Here is a 19,575-nt window from a genome sequence, read left to right on the forward strand (position 1 = left end):
GCAAGACTGTCCATGGCGATGCTCCGGTCGGAAATCGCCGCCTCTTTCCTGCCCCGCGCCCGGCAGGGCAAAGAAAACAGGACAAAGAAAATGCCGACGCCGCGATCTCTGCGCGGCACCGGCTTTTTCTGGCTGGAAATATCCTCGGGGGGCCGGGGGCGCAGCCCCTGCCCGGCACGGGCAACCGGGGGGCAGACAGCCCCCCGCGCCGACATCAGATGCGTTCGATCGCCAGGGCGATGCCCTGACCGCCGCCGATGCACATGGTGATCAGCGCCTTGGAGCCGCCAGTCCGCTCCAGTTCATAGAGCGCCTTGACGGTGATCAGCGCCCCGGTGGCCCCCACCGGATGGCCCAGCGCGATGGCGCCGCCGTTCGGGTTCACCTTGGCCGGGTCGAGTCCAAGCTCGTTGCTGACCGCAAGCGCCTGGGCGGCGAAGGCCTCGTTGGATTCGATCACGTCGAAGTCGCCGACGCTCAGGCCGGTCTTCTTCAGCAGGTTCTGCACCGCCGGGATCGGGCCGATGCCCATCACCTCGGGCCGCACGCCGGCATGGGCATAGCCCAGCACCCGCGCCTTGGGTTTCAGGCCGGCACGCTGTGCCGCTTCCGCCGTGGCCAGCACCACCGCCGCCGCGCCGTCGTTGATGCCGCTGGCGTTACCGGCGGTGACGGTGCCGTCTTTCTTGAAAACGGTCTTCAGCCCGGCCAGCGCCTCGGCGCTGGTGGCCTTGGGATGTTCGTCGACCTTGAAATCCACCATGTCGCGCTTGACCTTCACCGGCACCGGCACGATCTCGCGCTCGAAATAACCGGCCTCGATGGCGGCGGCGGCGCGCTTCTGGCTCTCCAGCGCGAAGGCGTCCTGCGCCTCGCGGGTGATGCTGTGCTCATCGGCGACATTCTCGGCGGTCACGCCCATATGGCCGGTGCCGAAGGGACAGCTCAGCGCCCCCAGCATCATGTCCAGCGCCTTGATGTCACCCATCTTAGCGCCCCAGCGCGCTTGCGGCAGGATATAGGGCGAGCGGGACATCGCTTCGGCACCGCCGGCCAGGGCGAACTCCGCATCGCCGAGCATCAGCGACTGCACCGCCGAGACGATGGCCTGCGCGCCCGAGCCACACAGCCGGTTGACGTTCATCGCCGGGGTGCCATTGGGAATGCCGGCCTGGATCGCTGCCACCCGCGACAGGTACATGTCGCGCGGCTCGGTGTTGATGACGTGGCCGAAGACCACATTGCCGATCTGCGCCGGTTCGACCCCGGAACGCTCCATCGCGGCCTTGGCGGCAATGGTCGCGGTGTCGATGGGGGCGATGCCGGACAGCGACCCGCCAAAGGTGCCGATGGCGGTGCGGGCGCCGTCCAGAATTACGATCTCGGTCATGACAGAATGTCTCCTCGTCCAGATTCGGCGGCATTATGGGGGGGCCGTCGGGGAATGTCTTCCCATGACGTTGTGACAAAACGGTGCGGCAGATGCCAGCGCCCGGCTTGACTTGTCCGCCGGCACCGCGCAGGAATTCCGTCATGACGGAAAGAACAGACGATATCCTGTCGCGCCTGCCGGAGCGGCTGAAACAGGCGCGCCGCGCCAAGGGGCTGTCGCTTGAAGCGGTGGCGCGGCTGTCGGGCGTGTCGCGGTCGATGGTCAGCCAGATCGAACGCGGCGAATCCAGCCCGACGATCTCGACCCTGTGGAACCTGACCCGGGCGCTGCAGATGGATTTCGCCGGGCTGCTGGACGATGCCGCCGGCGGCACCCCGGAGGTCGAGGTGCTGCGCGCCAGCGCCGCGCCGCGGATCGAGATGGGCCAGGGCTGCCATATCCTGATCCTGTCGCCGCCTGAGGAAGCCGGCCGGCACGAGGTTTACGACATCCGCTTCGATGCCGGCGGCAAGCTGATCAGCCAGCCGCACCAGCGCGGCGCCACCGAGCAGCTCACCGTGCTGGAGGGGCAAGTTCAGGTCGGCTCCGGCGCCGCCAGCGACACCCTCACCGCCGGGGATACTGCCCGCTACGCCGCCGACATTCCCCATGCGATCGAGGCGCTGGAGGGGCCCGCACGGGTGTTCCTGATCGTGAAGGATGCCTAGGCCGGACAGACATCGAAATCCGTTAAAACAGATTTTTTCCGTTAAATAGGATTTTTTCGTTTCGATAACGGATGGCGCGTGTTACCCTCTTCTCAGTTTTCGAGGAGACTCACCCATGTCCGAGGCATTCCTGTCCCAGCTGAGCGACACCCTGAGCGAGATCGCGGCAGAGGGGCTTTTCAAGCGCGAGCGGCTGATCACCTCGCCGCAGGGCGGCAGCATCGATGTCGGTTCCCGGCATCTGATCAACCTCTGCGCCAACAACTACCTGGGGCTCGCCGACGATCCGGCGCTGATCCAGGCGGCGAAACAGGCGATGGACAGCCACGGCTATGGCATGGCCAGCGTCCGGTTCATCTGCGGCACCCAGGATCTGCACCGGCAGCTGGAACAAAAGCTGGCGGCGTTTCTGGGGATGGAGGATGCGATCCTCTATGCCGCCTGTTTCGACGCCAATGGCGGGCTGTTCGAACCGCTGCTGGGACCGGAAGATGCCATCGTCTCCGACGCGCTCAACCATGCCTCGATCATCGATGGCATCCGACTCTGCAAGGCACGACGCTATCGCTACGCCAATTCCGACATGGCGGATCTCGAAACCCAGCTGCAGACCGCCCGCGCCGAGGGCGCCCGACATGTGATGATCGCCACCGACGGGGTGTTCAGCATGGACGGTTACCTGGCGAAACTGCCGGAGATCCGCCGGTTGGCGGATCAGTACGGCGCGGTCCTGATGGTGGACGATTGCCATGCGACCGGGTTCATGGGGCCGGCAGGCGCCGGCACGCCGGATCACTTCGGGGTCAGCGCCGACATCCTGACCGGCACGCTGGGCAAGGCGCTTGGCGGCGCGATCGGCGGCTATACCGCCGGGCCGCAGCCGGTGATCGACATGCTGCGACAGCGGTCGCGCCCCTATCTCTTCTCCAACGCGCTGCCGCCGGCGGTGGTGGCGGCGGGTCTGGCCGCGCTCGATCTGGTGGCCTCGGGGGCCGAGCGCCGCGCCGCCCTGCACGGCAATGCCGCCTACTGGCGCGCCGGGCTCGGCGATCTGGGCTTCGATCTGCTGCCCGGCGAACACCCGATCATCCCGGTCATGCTGGGCGAGGCGCGGCTGGCGCAGGAGATGGCGGCGCGGCTGTTCGAAGAGGGCGTCTATGTCTCCGGCTTCTTCTATCCGGTGGTGCCGAAGGGCCAGGCCCGCATCCGCACCCAGATGAACGCGGCGCTCAGCCGCGACGACCTCGACCGTGCGCTGGCCGCTTTCGCCCGCGCCGGCACAGCTTGCGGAGTGATCTGATGCGCAGAAACACCATGAAAGCCCTGGAGAAGTCGCAGCCCGCCGAAGGGCTCTGGATGATCGAGGCGCCGGTGCCCGAAATCGGCCCGGACGATGTGCTGATCCGGGTGAAAAAGACCGGCATCTGCGGCACCGACGTGCATATCTGGAACTGGGACGACTGGGCGCAGAACACCGTGCCGGTGCCGCTGATCACCGGCCATGAATTCGCCGGCGAGATTGTCGAACTCGGCCGCAATGTCACCGATCTGGAAATCGGCCAACGCTGTTCCGGCGAGGGGCATCTGATCGGTCGCCATTCTCGCCAGTCCCGCGCCGGGCGGTTTCATCTGGACCCCGAGACCCGCGGCATCGGCGTCAACGAACAGGGCTGCTTTGCGGAATACCTGCGGCTGCCGGCCTTCAACGTGGTGCCGCTTCCCGATGCGATCCCGGACGAGATCGGCGCGATCCTCGATCCGCTGGGCAATGCGGTCCACACCGCGCTCAGCTTCGATCTGATCGGCGAGGACGTTCTGATCACCGGTGCCGGCCCCATCGGCATCATGGCCGCCGCCGTCGCCCAGCATGTCGGTGCCCGCCATGTGGTGATCACCGACATCAACCCCTACCGGCTGAAACTGGCCGAAGAGGTCACCGACGTGGTTGCGGTCAATATCGCCGAAACCGACCTGCGCGACGTGATGTCCGATCTGGGCATGAAGCAGGGCTTCGATATCGGGCTGGAGATGTCGGGCAACCAGGCCGCCTTCGATCAGATGGTCGAGGCGCTGGTGATGGGTGGCCGCGTCGCCCTGCTGGGCCTGCCGCCGGGCAAATCGCAAGTCGACTGGCGCCGCATCGTGTTCAAGGCGCTGACCATCAAGGGGGTCTACGGCCGCGAGATCTTCGAGACCTGGTACAAGATGATTGCCATGCTGGAGGACGGGCTGGATATCGGCCGGATCATTACTCACCGCTACCCGGCCGATGCCTTCGCCGAGGGATTCGACGCCATGCGATCGGGCCAGAGCGGCAAGGTGGTGCTCGACTGGACCGCGGGCTGAGCCCGCGGACTGGTCCGTCCCGCTAGGCCCGTCGAGCTAAGCCCGTCGCGCTCTGCCCGTCTGGTTCAGTCGAACAGGAACAGCCCCAGCGCCAGGCCACCGGCCCCGGCCAGCGCGCTCAGCACCACGGTGGCAATCAGCAGCCCCCAGCGAATCCGTCCCTGTACCGGGGCCGGATGCGTCTGGGCGATCAGCGCCGCCTCGACCAGCCCGGGCAGCCGCGGGCCGAAACGGCCCATGACCTTGGCGGTCTTGATCAGGTCGCCGATCACCGCGCGCGGGCCGATGGATTGCTTGATATATTCCTCGACCACCGGCTTGGCGACTTCCCAGATATTGATATGCGGGTTGAGCGAGCGCGACACCCCTTCGACCACCACCATGGTGCGCTGCAGCAGGATCAGTTCGGTCCGCGTCTCCATGCCGAAGCGCTCGGTCACCTCGAAGAGATAAGACAGCAGCCGACCCATCGAGATATGGGTGGCGTCCATGCCGAAGATCGGCTCGCCCACGGCGCGCAGCGCCCGGGCGAATTCATCGACATCGCGGTTGGCGGGGACATAGCCGGCCTCGAAATGCACCTCCGCCACGCGCTTGTAATCGCGGCGGATGAAGCCATAGAGGATCTCGGCATAGACCCGGCGGGTGTATTCATCGATATGGCCCATGATGCCGAAGTCATAGGCGATGATCTCACCGGTGGCGGCGACCTTCAGGTTACCCTGATGCATGTCGGCGTGGAAGAAACCGTCGCGCAGCGCATGGTTCAGGAACAGGGTCAGCACCCGCTCGCCCAGCTCTGCCCGGTCCAGCCCGGCGGCATCCAGCGCGTCGTTGTCGCCCAGCGGAATGCCATCGGCCCAGCCCAGCGTCATCACCCGGCGGGACGACAGATGCCACTGAATCGACGGTACGCGAAATCCCGGGTCCTCCGACGTGTTGGCGGCAAATTCCGAGGCGGAGGCGCTCTCCAGCCGCAGGTCCAGTTCGCCCCGGACCACGCCGTCGAAATGGGTGATTACATCCATCGGCCGCAGCCGCCGCGCCCCGGGGGCGAACAGCTCGACGATATTGGCGGCGAAATAGAAGGCATCGACATCGCGGCGGAACGCCCGTTCGATCCCCGGCCGCAGCACCTTGACCGCCACGTCCTGCCCGGTTTCGGCCAGCCGTGCCCGGTGGACCTGGGCGATGGAGGCCGCAGCGATCGGCTCTGAGAATTCCGAGAACACCTGATCGACGGAGACGCCCAGCTCCTTCTCGATCTCGGCCTTGGCGACGGCACGCGGGAAAGGCGGCAGCTGGTCCTGCAACACCCGCAGCTGCTGTGCCAGCTCGCCACCGACCACATCGGGCCGGGTCGAGAGCACCTGGCCGAACTTGATATAGGCCGGCCCCAGCGCGGTCAGCGCCCGGGTCGCCGGCGGCATCTCGGGATCGCCCTTGTAGCCCAGCCACATGAAGGGCTTGCCGAGAGCATGGGCCAGAATCCGCAGGACGCGTGGCGCCTCGAAGGCATCGAGCACCACATTCATCGCGCCGGTGCGCTCAAACGTGGCGCCGGTACGGATCAGGCGCCAGATGTTATGCGGACCCCTCACAGTTTCCAGCCCGAGTGCAGCGCGGCGATGCCCATCGACAGGTTGCGATACTTGGCGTTGTCGAAGCCGGCGGCGCGCACCATGCTCAGGAAGGTCTCCTGATCGGGGAACTTGCGGATCGATTCGACCAGATACTGATAGCTGTCACGGTCGTTGGCGATCAGCTTGCCCATGCGCGGAATGACGTTGAAGCTGTAGAGATCGTAAAGCTTCTGCATCCCGGGATTGGGCAGCTGGCTGAACTCCAGCACCATCAGCCGGCCACCGGGTTTCAGCACCCGGTAGGCCTCGTTCAGCGCCTCCTGCGGGCGGGTCACGTTCCGGATGCCGAAGCTGATGGTATAGACGTCAAAGGTGTTGTCGGCGAAGGGCAGCGCCATGGCATCGCCCACCACCCAGTCCAGGCTGTCGGCCATCTCCGCCGCCTCGGCCCGCTTGCGGCCCTCGATCAGCATCGGCTCGGTCAGGTCGAGCACGGTGGCATGGCCATGGCCGGCGCGGTCGAGGAAGCGGAAGGAGATATCGCCGGTGCCCCCCGCCACGTCCAGCAGCCGCTGACCCGGGCGCGGCGCCAGCCAGTCCATCATCGCGTCCTTCCAGACCCGGTGGATGCCCATGCTCATCACATCGTTCATGATGTCGTATTTCGAGGCGACCGAGTTGAACACGCCCTGCACGCGGCCCGCCTTCTCGGTCTCCGGCACGGTTTGAAATCCGAAGTGGGTGGTATTGTCGGTTTGGTCTGCCATGGGGTCTTGCCGTTCCTTGCGATCCGCCCTTGTTATAGGGCGCATGCGGGCAGGCACAATGCGGCCCGGTCGATCAGGAGCGAGAGAATGCCGGAATTGCCTGAGGTCGAGACGGTTCGTCGCGGTCTGGCCCCGGTGATGGAGGGCCAGGTGATGGCGCGGGTGGAGGTGAATCGCCCCGATCTGCGCTGGCCCTTCCCCGAGCGGATGGCGGAGCGGCTGACGGGTCGGCGGGTGCTGCAGCTGCGGCGGCGGTCGAAATACCTGCTGGGCGATCTGGATTCGGGCGAGACGCTGCTGATCCATCTGGGCATGTCGGGGCGGATGACGGTGTCGGGTGATCCGCTGGGCCGCTTCGTCCACGATCACCCGGCGGCGCAGAAACACGATCATGTGGTCTTTCACATGGAAAGCGGCGCCCGCATCACCTTCAACGATCCGCGCCGCTTCGGCGCGATGGACCTGATGCCGACGGCGACCGCCGATCAGCACCGGCTGCTGTCGGTGCTGGGCCCCGAGCCCCTGGGCAACGATTTCCACGAGGCCCATCTGATCGCCGCCTTCCGCGGTAAGAACACCCCGGTCAAATCGGCGCTGCTGGACCAGGGAATCGTCGCCGGACTCGGCAACATCTATGTCTGCGAGGCGCTTTTCCGTTGCGGCATCTCTCCGCTGCGCAAGGCCGGCCAGATTTCCGCGGCCCGCGTCGCGACCCTGGTTCCGGCGATCCGCGACGTGCTGGAACGGGCCATCGCGGCAGGTGGATCGTCGCTGAAGGATTTCCGCCAAGCCGATGGCGAACTTGGATATTTCCAGCATTCCTTCGATGTCTACGGACGCGAGGGCCTGCCCTGCCGGACACCCGGTTGCAGCGACACGATCCGCCGCAAGGTGCAATCCGGGCGCTCGACCTTCTACTGCCCCAGTTGCCAAAGATAGCTTGAACCATGAGGCTCCCGTGGTAAGGACTCCTACCTGACTGCAACAAGCGAAAGCGAAACGCATATGGCCTTCGAGACGATCACCGTCGAAGTGGACGATCACGTTTCCCTCATCAAGCTCAGCCGCCCGGAAGCGCTCAATGCACTGAACAGCGAGCTTCTCGGCGAGCTCTGCCAGGCGCTGAAAGAGGCCGACGACAACGACAAGGTGCGCTGCGTCGTCATCACCGGGTCGGAAAAGGCCTTCGCCGCCGGCGCCGATATCAAGGAGATGTCGGAGAAGAGCTTTGTCGATGTCTTCACCGAAAACCTGTTTGCCGAGGCCATCGACAGCATCGCCGGGACCCGCAAGCCGGTGATCGCCGCGGTGTCGGGCTATGCCCTGGGCGGCGGCTGCGAACTGGCGATGGCCTGCGATTTCATCATCGCCGCCGAGACGGCCAAATTCGGCCAGCCCGAGATCAACTTGGGTGTGATCGCCGGCATGGGCGGCACCCAGCGGCTTACCCGCGCCATCGGCAAGGCCAAGGCGATGGACATGAACCTGACCGGCCGCTTCATGGATGCCGAAGAGGCCGAGCGCGCCGGGCTGGTCAGCCGCGTCGTGCCCGCCAAGAAGCTGATGGAAGAGGCCATGGGCGCCGCCACCAAGATCGCGGAAAAATCGATGCCCTCGGTCCTGGCCGCCAAGGAATCGGTCAACCGCGCCTTCGAAACCACCCTGTCCGAAGGCATGCTGTTCGAACGCCGGGTGTTCCATTCGATGTTCGCCACCGAAGACCAGAAAGAGGGCATGGGCGCCTTCCTGGAAAAGCGCCAGCCGCAGTTCCGCGACAAGTGAGGCGGGCCCGCCCCTGCGGGACGTGCACAGCCTTCCGCAAGAGTATCTGGACAGAGAAAACCCAGGGGCGCGCGCCAGACGGCGGGCGCCCCTGATGCATCGGAACACGGTCCATTTGGGGCTTGGCAAGCGGCGGCAAAGCGACTAAGCAGCGCCGCTATACATGCGCGTGCGGCCCGCTCTGGCCAGAATCACTCTGTCCGGAGGGCGTCGCCCGGGGACCGTGTCCGGGTTCGGCCCATGCGTTTTCAACGATACCCGAACCGAGAAGGTCCGCACACAATGGCAAATACGCCCCAGTCCAAGAAACGCGCCCGTCAGAACGAAGCCCGTTTCGCCGTCAACAAAGCCCGTCGTTCGCGCATCCGCACCTATCTGCGTAAAGTCGAGGAAGCCATCGCTTCCGGCGACAAGGACGCAGCCCAGGCTGCCCTGCGCGCCGCCCAGCCCGAACTGATGCGTGGCGTCACCAAGGGCGTGTTCCACAAGAACACCGCGTCGCGGAAAATGTCGCGTCTGTCGGCACGGGTCAAAGCCCTGGGCTGAGCCCAAAAGGCACAACTCAAAAGTGTTTTTTCAAAAGGCGTTGCGGTTCGCGGCGCCTTTTTTGGTGGGCCGATGCCGCGCTGCAACTTTCCGCAGGTGCGAGAGATTCTTTGGGCCGAAAGGCAGAGTCAACATCATAGTTTCATTGCCGCTCTCCGCCCGCTCTTGCTATCCCTGTGGGTGCGATTCACTCGCTTGGGGGGACAGGCTGGCTTCATAGCGAACCGACGGGCATCGGGTCGATCATGGAGCTTTTAGTCGAAGGTTCGGGGCTGCCCCGACCGCTCGATTGTCGTGCATGCCAGTATCGCGCTGGTTGCAAGACCCTGTCATGATATTGAGTGCATAGCGGTACGGGTTAACGCTCCGGTGCCGGAGCGGTGTTGTGGTTTTTTGTGTTTTTCGTGCTGCGGTGTCATCCAGATCCGGATGACGTCTGTCGATCTCTCGGCAGGCGCATGGGTAAGGTGCGACGTGAATCCCGCCGGGGCAACCCGGTCAATGATATGAACAGGCCGCAAGGCCGACAATTCGGGATACGAGGCGCCGATGACGCAAGAGAAATGGGGAAAACTGAGGCAACGGCTGCTGAAGACGGTCGGTCAGAACAACTACAAGACCTGGATCGAGCCGCTGGAACTGGCGGATCTCCGGAATGGTGTTGCGGTCTTCCATGTGCCCACCAGTTTCATGGGCAATTACGTCAATCAGAATTTCTCCGACCTCATTCTCTATGAGCTGACGATGTCCGGGGAAACCGTGCAGCGACTGGCCTTTCAGGTCGCCGCCAACGCCCCCGCCCGGGCGCCGAGCGCCGCCGCGAAACGGCCGCATCCCGTGACCCCGGCGCCCACCGCCCCGGAGACGGTGTATCCCGCCGCCGCGGAGCCGGCCGAAAACGACAGCGCCGTCGACAACGTGGTCGAGGCGCTGCAGGCGGCGCCGCTGGACGCGCGCTTCACCTTCGACACCTTCGTCGTCGGCAAGCCGAACGAACTGGCCCATGCCGCCGCGCGCCGCGTCAGCGAAGGCGGTCCGGTGACCTTCAATCCGCTGGTGCTCTATGGCGGTGTCGGGCTCGGGAAAACCCACCTGATGCACGCGATCGCCTGGGAGCTGCGCGCCAAGCGGCCGGAGCTGAACGTGCTGTATCTGTCGGCGGAACAGTTCATGTACCGCTTCGTGCAGGCGCTGCGCGAACGCAAGATGATGGACTTCAAGCACCTGTTCCGCTCGGTCGACGTGCTGATGGTGGACGATGTCCAGTTCATCGCCGGCAAGGACAGCACGCAGGAAGAATTCTTCCACACCTTCAACGCGCTGGTGGATCAAAACAAGCAGATCATCATCTCCGCCGACCGGGCGCCGGGCGAGATCAAGGATCTCGAAGAGCGGGTGAAATCGCGGCTGCAGTGCGGCCTGGTGGTCGACCTGCACCCCACCGACTACGAGCTGCGGCTGGGCATCCTGCAAACCAAGGTGCAGCAGTATCGGGGCTCCTACCCCGATCTGCAGATCGCCGATGGTGTACTGGAATTCCTCGCCCAGCGGATCAGCACCAACGTCCGCGTGCTGGAAGGCGCGCTGACCCGGCTCTTCGCCTTCGCCTCTCTGGTCGGGCGCGAGATCGACATGGAGCTGACCCAGGATTGCCTGGCCGACGTGCTGCGTGCCTCGGAACGCAAGATCACCATCGAGGAGATCCAGCGCAAGGTCTCCGAATATTACAACATCCGGCTCAGCGACATCATCGGGCCGAAGCGCCTGCGTTCCTACGCGCGGCCACGACAGGTAGCGATGTATCTGTGCAAGCAGCTGACCAGCCGGTCGCTGCCGGAGATCGGCCGCCGCTTCGGCGGACGCGACCACACCACGGTGATGCACGGGGTGCGCCGCATCGAAGAGCTGCGCAACAGCGATGGCCAGATCGCCGAGGACGTAGAAATCCTGCGCCGCGCGCTGGAAGCCTGATCCGGACCTCTCGCGGGTGGTCCGGCCCCCGGGCTGCCCGAAATCGACACCGATCCCCTCCGGGCCAGCCGGATCTCCGGCGATCTGCCGGGCAATCCGGCGCCGCCCCCGGACAGGCCGCGAAACCGCGGCGCAGCCCCTTGACCCTCCGGGCATTCCAGCCGACAACTCAAGGCAAAGATTTACCAGAAAAACCTTGTGCCGCAGGGGCGAACGGCTAGTGTGCCCTTCCCGGCAGATGCGGAGGGTGAGGGACATGAAGATCAGCATTGAGCGCGGCACGCTCCTGAAGGCCGTGGCGCAGGCCCAGTCGGTGGTGGAACGGCGCAACACCATCCCGATCCTGGCCAATGTGCTGATCGAGGCCGAGGGCGATACCGCCAGTTTCCGTGCCACAGATCTGGATATCGAGGTGGTCGACAAGGCCCCGGCCCAGGTCGAACGCGCCGGCGCCACCACGGTGGCCGCGACCACCCTGCATGAAATCGTGCGCAAGCTGCCCGACGGGGCGCTGGTGACGCTGACTGCGGACAGCGCCGCGGGCCGGCTGACGGTGGAGGCCGGACGGTCGAACTTCTCGCTGGCCACCCTGCCGAAGGAAGATTTCCCGGTGATGGCCTCGTCGGAATACCAGTCGAATTTCTCCGCCAACGCAGCGGTGCTGCGGCGCCTGTTCGACAAGTCGAAATTCGCCATCTCGACCGAAGAGACCCGGTATTATCTGAACGGCGTCTACATGCATGTGGCCGAGGCCGATGGGCTCAAGGTGCTGCGCTGCGTCGCCACCGACGGCCACCGGCTGGCCCGCATCGATGCCGAGCTGCCCGCCGGAGCGGAGGACATGCCGGGCGTGATCGTGCCGCGCAAGACCGTGGGCGAGCTGCGCAAGCTCCTGGACGACGACGAACAGGCGATCGCGGTGTCGGTGTCGGAAACCAAGGTGCGCTTCGCCACGCCGACCATCACCCTGACCTCCAAGGTGATCGACGGCACCTTCCCGGATTATTCGCGGGTGATCCCTCAGAACAACACCCGCCGGCTGGAAGTGGATGCCGCCGATTTCGCCAAGGCGGTCGACCGGGTGGCGACGGTGAGTTCGGAACGCTCCCGCGCGGTCAAGCTGCAGCTGGACGAAGACCGGCTGGTGCTGTCGGTCAACGCCCCCGACAGCGGTGCGGCGGAAGAGGAGCTGGCAGTCGCCTATGCCGACGAACGTCTGGAAATCGGCTTCAACGCCAAATACCTGCTGGAGATCGCCAGCCAGGTGGACCGCGAAAACGCGGTGTTTCTGTTCAACTCCTCCGGCGATCCGACCCTGATGCGCGAAGGCAACGACCTGAGCGCGGTCTATGTCGTCATGCCGATGCGCGTGTGATCGCGCTGACGCGCGACGCCTCCGGCGGGAGTATTTTGACAGAGAAGAAGGGGCCGCCATGTCCCTGGCCCTGACCGAGCTGACGCTGTCGCATTTCCGGTCGCACCGGCGCGCGCGGATCGCCGGCGACGGCCGGCCGATGGCGATCTACGGGCCCAATGGTGCCGGCAAGACCAATATCCTGGAAGCGGTATCGCTGTTTTCCCCCGGCCGTGGCCTGAGACGGGCGGCGGCGGGGGATATGGCGCGCCGGCCCGAGCGCCCCGGCTGGAAGCTGACCGGGCTGCTGCAACGCTCCGGCCGCAGCTATGAGATCGAGACCTGGTCCGAACAGGGGGCGGCGCGGCAGCTCAGGATCGATGGCAAGGCCGCCACGCAGATCGATCTGGGGCGGCTGTCGCGAGTGGTCTGGCTGATCCCGGCGATGGACCGGCTGTGGATCGAGGGGGCCGAGGGGCGGCGGCGGTTTCTGGACCGCATGGTGATGAGCTTCGACCCCGGCCATGCCGAGGCCTCGCTGATCTATGAGAAGGCGATGCGGGAGCGCAACCGGCTGCTGAAGGACCAGGTGCGGGACGCCCATTGGTATGCGGCGCTGGAGGCGCAGCTGGCCGAGGCGGGGCAGCGTATCCACCAGGCCCGCCAGGCAGCGCTGACCGCGCTGGTCGCGGCGCAGGCCGATGCGGAGACCGCCTTTCCCGCCGCCGATCTGGAACTGGTGCAGACCGAGGGCGAGATGCCCGCGACCGAGACTGATCTGCGCACCGCCCTGGCCGAGAGCCGCGGCCGCGATCTGCAGGCCGGGCGCACGTTGGTCGGGCCGCACCGGGCCGATCTGAGCGCCGTCTACGCCGCCAAGGCGGTGGCGGCGCGCGACTGTTCGACCGGCGAGCAGAAGGCGCTGCTGGTGTCGCTGATCCTGGCCAATGCCCGCGCCCTGGCGGCGCGCGACGGGGCGCCGCCGGTCCTGCTGCTGGACGAGGTCGCCGCCCATCTGGACGCCGGCCGGCGCGCCGCGCTTTATGACGAGATCTGCGCGCTGGGGGCGCAGGCCTGGATGACCGGAACCGGACCCGAGCTCTTTGCCGAGCTCGGCGCGCGCGCGCGCTATCTGGAGGTCACCGAGAATGCCGGCGAAAGCCATGTGGAGGAGACGGAGGCGCCATGACACCGCAACGGATTACCCTGATCACCCTGGGGGTCGCCGATCTGGACCGGGCCCGCGGCTTTTACGCTGCCCTGGGCTGGACCCCGGTTCAGGCGCAGGAGGGCATCGTCTTCTATCAGCTGCGAGGGCAGGTGCTGGGGCTGTTCGGCCGCGCCGCGCTGGCCGAGGATCAGCAGCGGCCGGACGCGGAGCTGGGCACCGGCGCGATCACCCTGGCACAGAATTTCACCACCGAGGCGGAGGTCGATGCGGCATTTGCCGCCGCGCTCAAGGCCGGGGCGCGCGGGCTGAAGCCACCGCAACAGGTGTTCTGGGGCGGCTATTCCGGTTATTACGCCGACCCCGATGGCCATGTCTGGGAGGTGGCGATGAACCCGTTCTGGACCCTCGATGCTGAGGGCGGGCTGACCCTGCCGGTGGCGGAATGACCCTGTCCCTGGGCGATATGGCGCTTTATGCCGGGGCGCTCCTGATCCTGTTCCTGACCCCGGGGCCGGTGTGGCTGGCGCTGGTGGCGCGCACCGTCGCGGGGGGCTTCACCTCGGCCTGGCCGCTGGCCTTCGGGGTGGCGATCGGCGATATCGTCTGGCCGTTCCTGGCGGTGGTCGGCATGGCCTGGCTGGTGTCGGAGTACGGCGCCGTGCTGGTGGTGCTGCGCTGGGTCGCCTGCGCAGTGTTCCTGTACATGGGCTGGGGCGCGATCCGTCACGCCGGGGCCGAGATCACCGCCAACCGCCGGCTGACCCGCCCGGGCCGCTGGGCCGGGTTCCTGGCCGGCGTCGCGGCGATCCTGGGCAACCCCAAGGCGATCCTGTTCTACATGGGGGTGCTGCCCGGCTTCTTCGACCTGGGGGCGGTCACCCGAACAGACATCACCGCCATCGTGGCCCTGTCGGTGGTGGTGCCGCTGGTCGGCAACCTGAGTTTCGCCCTGATCATCGACCGGATGCGGCGCACGCTCAGCTCGCCCGCGGCGATCCGGCGGATGAATCTGACCGCCGGCGCGGCGCTGATTCTGGTCGGGCTGATTCTGCCCTTCACCTGAGCGGCGCCGCGCCGTGCCCTACCGCTAAATCTTGTGTCAGCCGCGTGACAATCCCCCCAGAAAAGCCTATAAACTCAGCAGACTAACCACGGGAAACGAGCATGTCCGAAACCGCGCAGCAGCCCAACGAATACGGCGCTGAATCTATCAAGGTTCTCAAAGGCTTGGAGGCTGTCCGCAAACGTCCGGGCATGTATATCGGCGACACCGACGACGGCTCTGGCCTGCACCATATGGTCTATGAGGTCGTGGACAATGGCATCGACGAGGCGCTGGCCGGCCATGCCGACTTCGTGCGGGTGAAAATCCACGCCGATAACTCGGTCTCGGTGCGCGACAACGGCCGCGGCATTCCGGTGGATCTGCACCCCGAGGAGGGCGTCTCGGCCGCCGAGGTGATCATGACCCAGCTGCATGCCGGCGGGAAGTTCGACCAGAACTCCTACAAGGTGTCGGGCGGTCTGCACGGGGTCGGCGTGTCGGTGGTGAACGCGCTGTCGGTCTGGCTGGAGCTGCGCATCTGGCGCAACGGCAAGGAACATTACGCCCGCTTCGAACATGGCGATACCGTCGAGCATCTGCGCGTGGTCGGCGAGGCCGAGGGCGAGACCGGGACAGAGGTGCGCTTTCTCGCCTCGACCGAGACGTTCTCGAACCTCGAATATTCCTTCGAGACGCTGGAAAAGCGGCTGCGCGAACTAGCCTTCCTGAACTCCGGCGTGCGCATCATCCTGGAGGACGAACGTCCCGCCGAACCGCTGCGGGCCGAGCTGCACTACGAAGGCGGCGTCAAGGAATTCGTCAAATACATCGACCGGTCGAAATCCGCGATGATGCCGGAGCCGATCTATATCACCGGCGAGCGGGACGATATCGGCATCGAGGTGGCGATGTGGTGGAACGACAGCTATCACGAAACCGTGCTGCCCTTCACCAACAACATCCCGCAGCGGGACGGCGGCACCCATCTGGCCGGCTATCGTGGGGCGCTGACCCGGACACTGACCAAATACGCCCAGGAAAGCGGTATCGCCAAGCGCGAGAAGGTGAATTTCACCGGTGACGACGCCCGCGAGGGGCTGACCTGCGTGCTGTCGGTGAAGGTGCCGGACCCGAAGTTCTCCAGCCAGACCAAGGACAAGCTGGTGAGCTCCGAAGTGCGCCCGGCGGTGGAGAACCTGGTCAGCGAAAAGCTGGGCGAGTGGTTCGAGGAACACCCCAACGAGGCCAAGGTGATCGTCGGCAAGATCATCGAAGCGGCGCTGGCCCGCGAGGCCGCCCGCAAGGCCCGGGAGCTGACCCGGCGCAAGACGGCGATGGATGTGAATTACCTCGCCGGCAAGCTGAAGGACTGTTCCGAGAAGGACCCGTCGAAAACCGAACTCTTCCTCGTCGAGGGGGATTCGGCCGGCGGCTCCGCCCAGACCGGACGGGACCGCCGCACCCAGGCGATCCTGCCGCTGCGCGGGAAAATCCTGAACGTGGAGCGGGCGCGGTTCGACAAGATGCTGAGTTCGCAGGAGATCGGCAACCTGGTGATGGCGCTGGGAACCGGCATCGGCCGCGACGAATTCAACATCCAGAAGCTGCGCTACCACAAGATCGTCATCATGACCGATGCCGATGTCGACGGCGCCCATATCCGCACGCTGCTTCTGACCTTCTTCTATCGCCAGATGCCGGAGCTGATCGAGGGGGGCTATCTCTATATCGCGCAACCGCCGCTCTATAAGGTGGCGCGTGGCAAATCCGAGGTCTACCTCAAGGACCAGGCCGCGCTGGACGATTACCTGATCCATCAGGGGGTCGAGGGCGCGGTGCTGCGGCTCGGCTCCGGTGAGGAGATCATCGGCGCCGACCTGACCCGGGTGGTCGAGGAGGCGCGCCAGCTCAAACGTGTGCTCGATGCCTTCCCGACGCATTATCCGCGCCACATCCTGGAACAGGCGGCCATCGCCGGCGCCTTCGTGCCGGGGGCGGTGGATGCCGACCTCCAGGGGGTGGCCGACCGGGTGGCCGCGCGGCTCGACCTGATCGCGCTGGAATACGAAAAGGGCTGGCAGGGCCGGATCACCCAGGACAAGGGCATCCGGCTGGCCCGCATCCTGCGCGGCGTCGAAGAGGTGCGCACGCTGGACGGCCCGATGCTGCGGTCGGGAGAGGCACGGCGCACCGGCACCAGCTTCACCGAGTCGCTGCAGGAGATCTATGGCACCGCCGCGCAGCTGGTGCGCAAGGAGCGGGTGCAGACCATCTATGGCCCGCTCGGCCTGCTGAACGCCGTCCTCGAAGAGGGTGAAAAGGGCCTGACGCTGCAACGCTACAAGGGTCTGGGCGAGATGAACCCGGAACAGCTGTGGGAAACCACGCTGGACCCGGAGGCACGGACGCTGCTGCAGGTGAAGGTCAACGACATGACCGAGGCCGACGATATCTTCACCAAGCTGATGGGCGATGTGGTGGAGCCGCGGCGCGAATTCATCCAGCAGAACGCGCTGAGCGTCGAAAACCTCGACTTCTGAGAGCGGGTCGCCGGAGGGCCTGCGGGATGGGGGCGCTGCCCCCGTCTCCTGACGGAGACTCCCCCGGGATATTTCCAGCCCGAAAAAGACACCGGGGCACGCGGTCCGGCCGCGATCCCGTCAGGGGGGGTGGCTCAGGGGGGCGGCGCGGCGGCGAGCAGGCGGGCGCGGAAGGCCTCGGCCTCCGCCACCTCCAGGCGCACCGGCAGGGTGATCACCGAAAGCCGGAAATCCGCCGGCAGGCGGGCGGCATCCTTTTCGGTGGTGACCAGCTGGGCGTCGAGGGCGAAGGCCTCCGCCTGCAGCCGTTTCATCAGCGCCGGCGACAGCGGCTGGTGATCGTCGAGCGGTTCGGCGCGGATCAGATCGACGCCGAGCCCACGCAGGGTGGCAAAGAATTTCTCGGGGTGGCCGATGCCGGCGAAGGCCAGCACCCGGGTGCCGGTCCAGTCCATGCCGGTCTGCAGCGGCTGCAGCTCGGCGGTCACATGCGGAATCGTGATCGCTCCGGCCCAGCGGTCGCGGAAACCGGCCTGCGCCGCCGGCGCGCCGATCGACAGCAGCAGATCGGCCCGGGCCAGCCCGGTGGCCACCGGTTCGCGCAGCGGCCCCGCCGGCAGGCAGCGGCCATTGCCCCAGCCGCGGGCGGCATCGACCACCACGATGGAGAGATCCTTGACCACCGCCGGGTTCTGGAAACCGTCGTCGAGCACGATGACGGTGGCGCCGGCGGATGCGGCGGCGCGGGCACCGGCAGCACGGTCCCGGGCGACCCAGACCTCGGCAAAGGCGGAGAGCAGCAGCGGCTCGTCGCCGGTCTCGGCAGCACTGTGACGGCGCGGGTCGACCCGGACCGGGCCGGCGAGCGAGCCGCCATGGCCGCGGCTGACCACATGCGGATCGTGCCCCGCGGCGCGCAGCGTTTCGACCACCCGGATCGCGGTGGGGGTCTTGCCGGTGCCGCCGGCGTTCAGGTTACCGACGCAGATCACCGGCACGCCGGGGGCCATGCCGGGTGTGCCGGCCAGCCGGCGGGCGGTGGCGCGGCCATAGAGCCGGCCCAGCGGCGCCAGCAGACGGGCCTGCCAGCCGGGGTGGTCCGGCGGATTCGACCAGAACTCAGGCGCGCGCATCGGAATTCTCCCGCTGGTCGAGCCGATCCTGGATCAGCTCGATCAGGTGATCGGTGAGGGCGGCACTTTCGGTCACTGTCTCCCAGCCGGCCAGGGCCATGGCGGCGGCGTGATCGGGGGCGGAGAGCTGGACCACCGCATTGGCGAGGCTGTCGGCATCGCGCAGGCTGCGGGCGGCGCCGGCATCGGTCAGCCGCCGGTAGGCCGCCGCGTGATCGCCGACATGCGGACCATAGAGCACCGCCGACCCCAGCGCCATCGCCTCATAGGGGCTGTTGCCGCCGGCCCCCGGCGGGGCGAGCGAACCCGCCATGAAGGTCACCGGCGCCATCCGATACCACAGGCCGAGATCGCTGCTGTCGTCGCAGATCAGCACCTGGGTGTCCTCGCCGATGCTGTCGCCGCCGTGCCAGTCCGCCAGCCTCAAACCATTGGCATCGGCGACCTCGATCAGCTCGGGCGTGTCGTCGGGATCGGCGGGCACCGCCACCAGCAGCAACCGGTGCTGGAACCGCAGCGCCTCTCGATGGGCGGCGACGACGGCGGGAATCTCCTCCGCCCGGATCAGCGCGGCCAGCCACAGCGGCCGCACCCCCAGAGCCTGGGCGGCGGCGGTCAGCGCCTCCTCCGGGCAGGGGGGCGGGCTGGCGCCGGTGGTCAGCCGGCCCTGCACGTCGATCCGCCGACCGGGAATACCGAGCCGGCGCAACTGGGCCGCAACGCGGGTGCCATCGGGCAGGACCAGAGAGAAACAGTCCAGACAGGGGCGGGTGACGTCGGCCAGCCAGCCACCTCGCCGGCGCGGCAGATCGCTGGCATTGAGATCGGCCAGGATCATCTCCACCCCCTGGTCGGCGGCCGCGCAGATCAGGTTCGGCATCAGGTCGCCGCCGGTCCACAGACAGATATCCGGTTTCCAGTGCTCCAGGAAATCGCGGACCCCCGCCGGATGGTCAGACAGCAGTGCGATCGGCGGGCTGGCCTGGGTTTCGGCACCGCGCGCGCCCCGGCTGGCCGCCAGCGGCACCGAGGCATTGACGGAGATCAGGAAATTGATGTCGGGCGCCTGCACCCCCAGCCGCCGGCCCAGATCCTCCAGCGCCGAGAACCGTTCGGCGCTGGTGGCATGCATCCACAGAAGCGGCCCGGCGGGCCGCGGTGCCCAGGGCTCCTGCGGCGATTGCGCGCTGCGCCAGGACAGCGCGCGATAGGCTGTCAGCCCAAGCGACAGCCGCAA

General features: G+C 66.6%; 17 protein-coding genes. 12 read left to right on the forward strand and 5 right to left on the reverse strand.

Going from position 1 to position 19,575, the window contains the following annotated elements; all coding sequences use genetic code 11:
- Positions 1-214 precede the first annotated feature (214 nt).
- Entirely contained in the window at positions 215-1,390 is a 1,176-nt protein-coding gene (locus QO033_RS08395) for an acetyl-CoA C-acyltransferase family protein (protein WP_284480512.1), read from the reverse strand.
- Positions 1,391-1,533: 143 nt separating this feature from the next.
- On the opposite strand from QO033_RS08395, the gene QO033_RS08400 reads away from it, so the two are divergent.
- From QO033_RS08400 to tdh, 3 genes are all read left to right on the forward strand, one after another.
- Entirely contained in the window at positions 1,534-2,100 is a 567-nt protein-coding gene (locus QO033_RS08400) for a helix-turn-helix domain-containing protein (protein ID WP_284480513.1), read from the forward strand.
- Between the two features lie 115 nt (positions 2,101-2,215).
- Positions 2,216-3,400, forward strand: a complete 1,185-nt coding sequence (locus QO033_RS08405; RefSeq protein ID WP_284480514.1) for a glycine C-acetyltransferase — start codon at positions 2,216-2,218, stop codon at positions 3,398-3,400.
- Positions 3,401-3,414: 14 nt separating this feature from the next.
- Entirely contained in the window at positions 3,415-4,446 is a 1,032-nt protein-coding gene (gene tdh, locus QO033_RS08410) for an L-threonine 3-dehydrogenase (RefSeq protein ID WP_284480726.1), read from the forward strand.
- A 65-nt stretch (positions 4,447-4,511) separates the two neighbouring features.
- On the opposite strand, the gene ubiB is transcribed toward tdh, so the two are convergent.
- The gene (ubiB, locus tag QO033_RS08415; protein ID WP_284480515.1) at positions 4,512-6,047 is read right to left on the reverse strand and encodes a 2-polyprenylphenol 6-hydroxylase; all 1,536 of its coding nucleotides are present in this window, start codon (positions 6,045-6,047) and stop codon (positions 4,512-4,514) included.
- Positions 6,044-6,796: a bifunctional demethylmenaquinone methyltransferase/2-methoxy-6-polyprenyl-1,4-benzoquinol methylase UbiE gene (ubiE, locus tag QO033_RS08420; RefSeq protein WP_284480516.1), complete on the reverse strand. Its 753-nt coding sequence runs from the start codon at positions 6,794-6,796 to the stop codon at positions 6,044-6,046. Before ubiE ends, ubiB begins: the two co-directional genes overlap by 4 nt.
- Before the next feature lie 87 nt (positions 6,797-6,883).
- Here ubiE and mutM point away from each other — a divergent pair, with 87 nt between their 5' ends.
- The 9 genes from mutM (at position 6,884) to gyrB (ending at position 17,205) form a co-directional block, all read left to right on the forward strand.
- Positions 6,884-7,735: a bifunctional DNA-formamidopyrimidine glycosylase/DNA-(apurinic or apyrimidinic site) lyase gene (gene mutM, locus QO033_RS08425; RefSeq protein ID WP_284480517.1), complete on the forward strand. Its 852-nt coding sequence runs from the start codon at positions 6,884-6,886 to the stop codon at positions 7,733-7,735.
- Between the two features lie 66 nt (positions 7,736-7,801).
- On the forward strand, positions 7,802-8,578 hold the full coding sequence (locus QO033_RS08430) for an enoyl-CoA hydratase (RefSeq protein WP_284480518.1): 777 nt from the start codon (positions 7,802-7,804) through the stop codon (positions 8,576-8,578).
- 282 nt (positions 8,579-8,860) lie between these two features.
- A complete protein-coding gene (gene rpsT, locus QO033_RS08435; protein WP_284480519.1) occupies positions 8,861-9,124 on the forward strand; it encodes a 30S ribosomal protein S20 in 264 nt (87 codons plus the stop codon).
- A gap of 549 nt (positions 9,125-9,673) precedes the next feature.
- Positions 9,674-11,095 carry a chromosomal replication initiator protein DnaA gene (gene dnaA / locus QO033_RS08440; protein WP_284480520.1) on the forward strand — a complete coding sequence of 474 codons (1,422 nt, stop codon included), beginning with the start codon at positions 9,674-9,676 and terminating at the stop codon, positions 11,093-11,095.
- A 256-nt stretch (positions 11,096-11,351) separates the two neighbouring features.
- Positions 11,352-12,470, forward strand: a complete 1,119-nt coding sequence (gene dnaN, locus QO033_RS08445; protein WP_284480521.1) for a DNA polymerase III subunit beta — start codon at positions 11,352-11,354, stop codon at positions 12,468-12,470.
- 58 nt (positions 12,471-12,528) lie between these two features.
- Positions 12,529-13,638: a DNA replication/repair protein RecF gene (recF, locus tag QO033_RS08450; RefSeq protein WP_284480522.1), complete on the forward strand. Its 1,110-nt coding sequence runs from the start codon at positions 12,529-12,531 to the stop codon at positions 13,636-13,638.
- Positions 13,635-14,066, forward strand: coding sequence for a VOC family protein (locus QO033_RS08455; RefSeq protein ID WP_284480523.1), 432 nt, complete (start codon positions 13,635-13,637; stop codon positions 14,064-14,066). Before recF ends, QO033_RS08455 begins: the two co-directional genes overlap by 4 nt.
- Complete coding sequence (locus QO033_RS08460) at positions 14,063-14,683, forward strand: LysE family translocator (RefSeq protein WP_284480524.1); 621 nt, start codon at positions 14,063-14,065, stop codon at positions 14,681-14,683. Before QO033_RS08455 ends, QO033_RS08460 begins: the two co-directional genes overlap by 4 nt.
- 101 nt (positions 14,684-14,784) lie before the next feature.
- Positions 14,785-17,205 carry a DNA topoisomerase (ATP-hydrolyzing) subunit B gene (gene gyrB, locus QO033_RS08465; RefSeq protein WP_284480525.1) on the forward strand — a complete coding sequence of 807 codons (2,421 nt, stop codon included), beginning with the start codon at positions 14,785-14,787 and terminating at the stop codon, positions 17,203-17,205.
- A gap of 134 nt (positions 17,206-17,339) precedes the next feature.
- Here the strand turns inward: gyrB and lpxK are convergent, their stop codons facing one another.
- Together lpxK and QO033_RS08475 are read right to left on the reverse strand one after the other, a co-directional pair.
- Positions 17,340-18,338, reverse strand: a complete 999-nt coding sequence (lpxK, locus tag QO033_RS08470) for a tetraacyldisaccharide 4'-kinase (protein WP_284480526.1) — start codon at positions 18,336-18,338, stop codon at positions 17,340-17,342.
- Complete coding sequence (locus QO033_RS08475) at positions 18,325-19,575, reverse strand: 3-deoxy-D-manno-octulosonic acid transferase (RefSeq protein ID WP_284480527.1); 1,251 nt, start codon at positions 19,573-19,575, stop codon at positions 18,325-18,327. Before QO033_RS08475 ends, lpxK begins: the two co-directional genes overlap by 14 nt.

This window comes from Pseudodonghicola flavimaris (genome assembly GCF_030164425.1).
Classification (GTDB): Bacteria; Pseudomonadota; Alphaproteobacteria; order Rhodobacterales; family Rhodobacteraceae; genus Pseudodonghicola; species Pseudodonghicola flavimaris.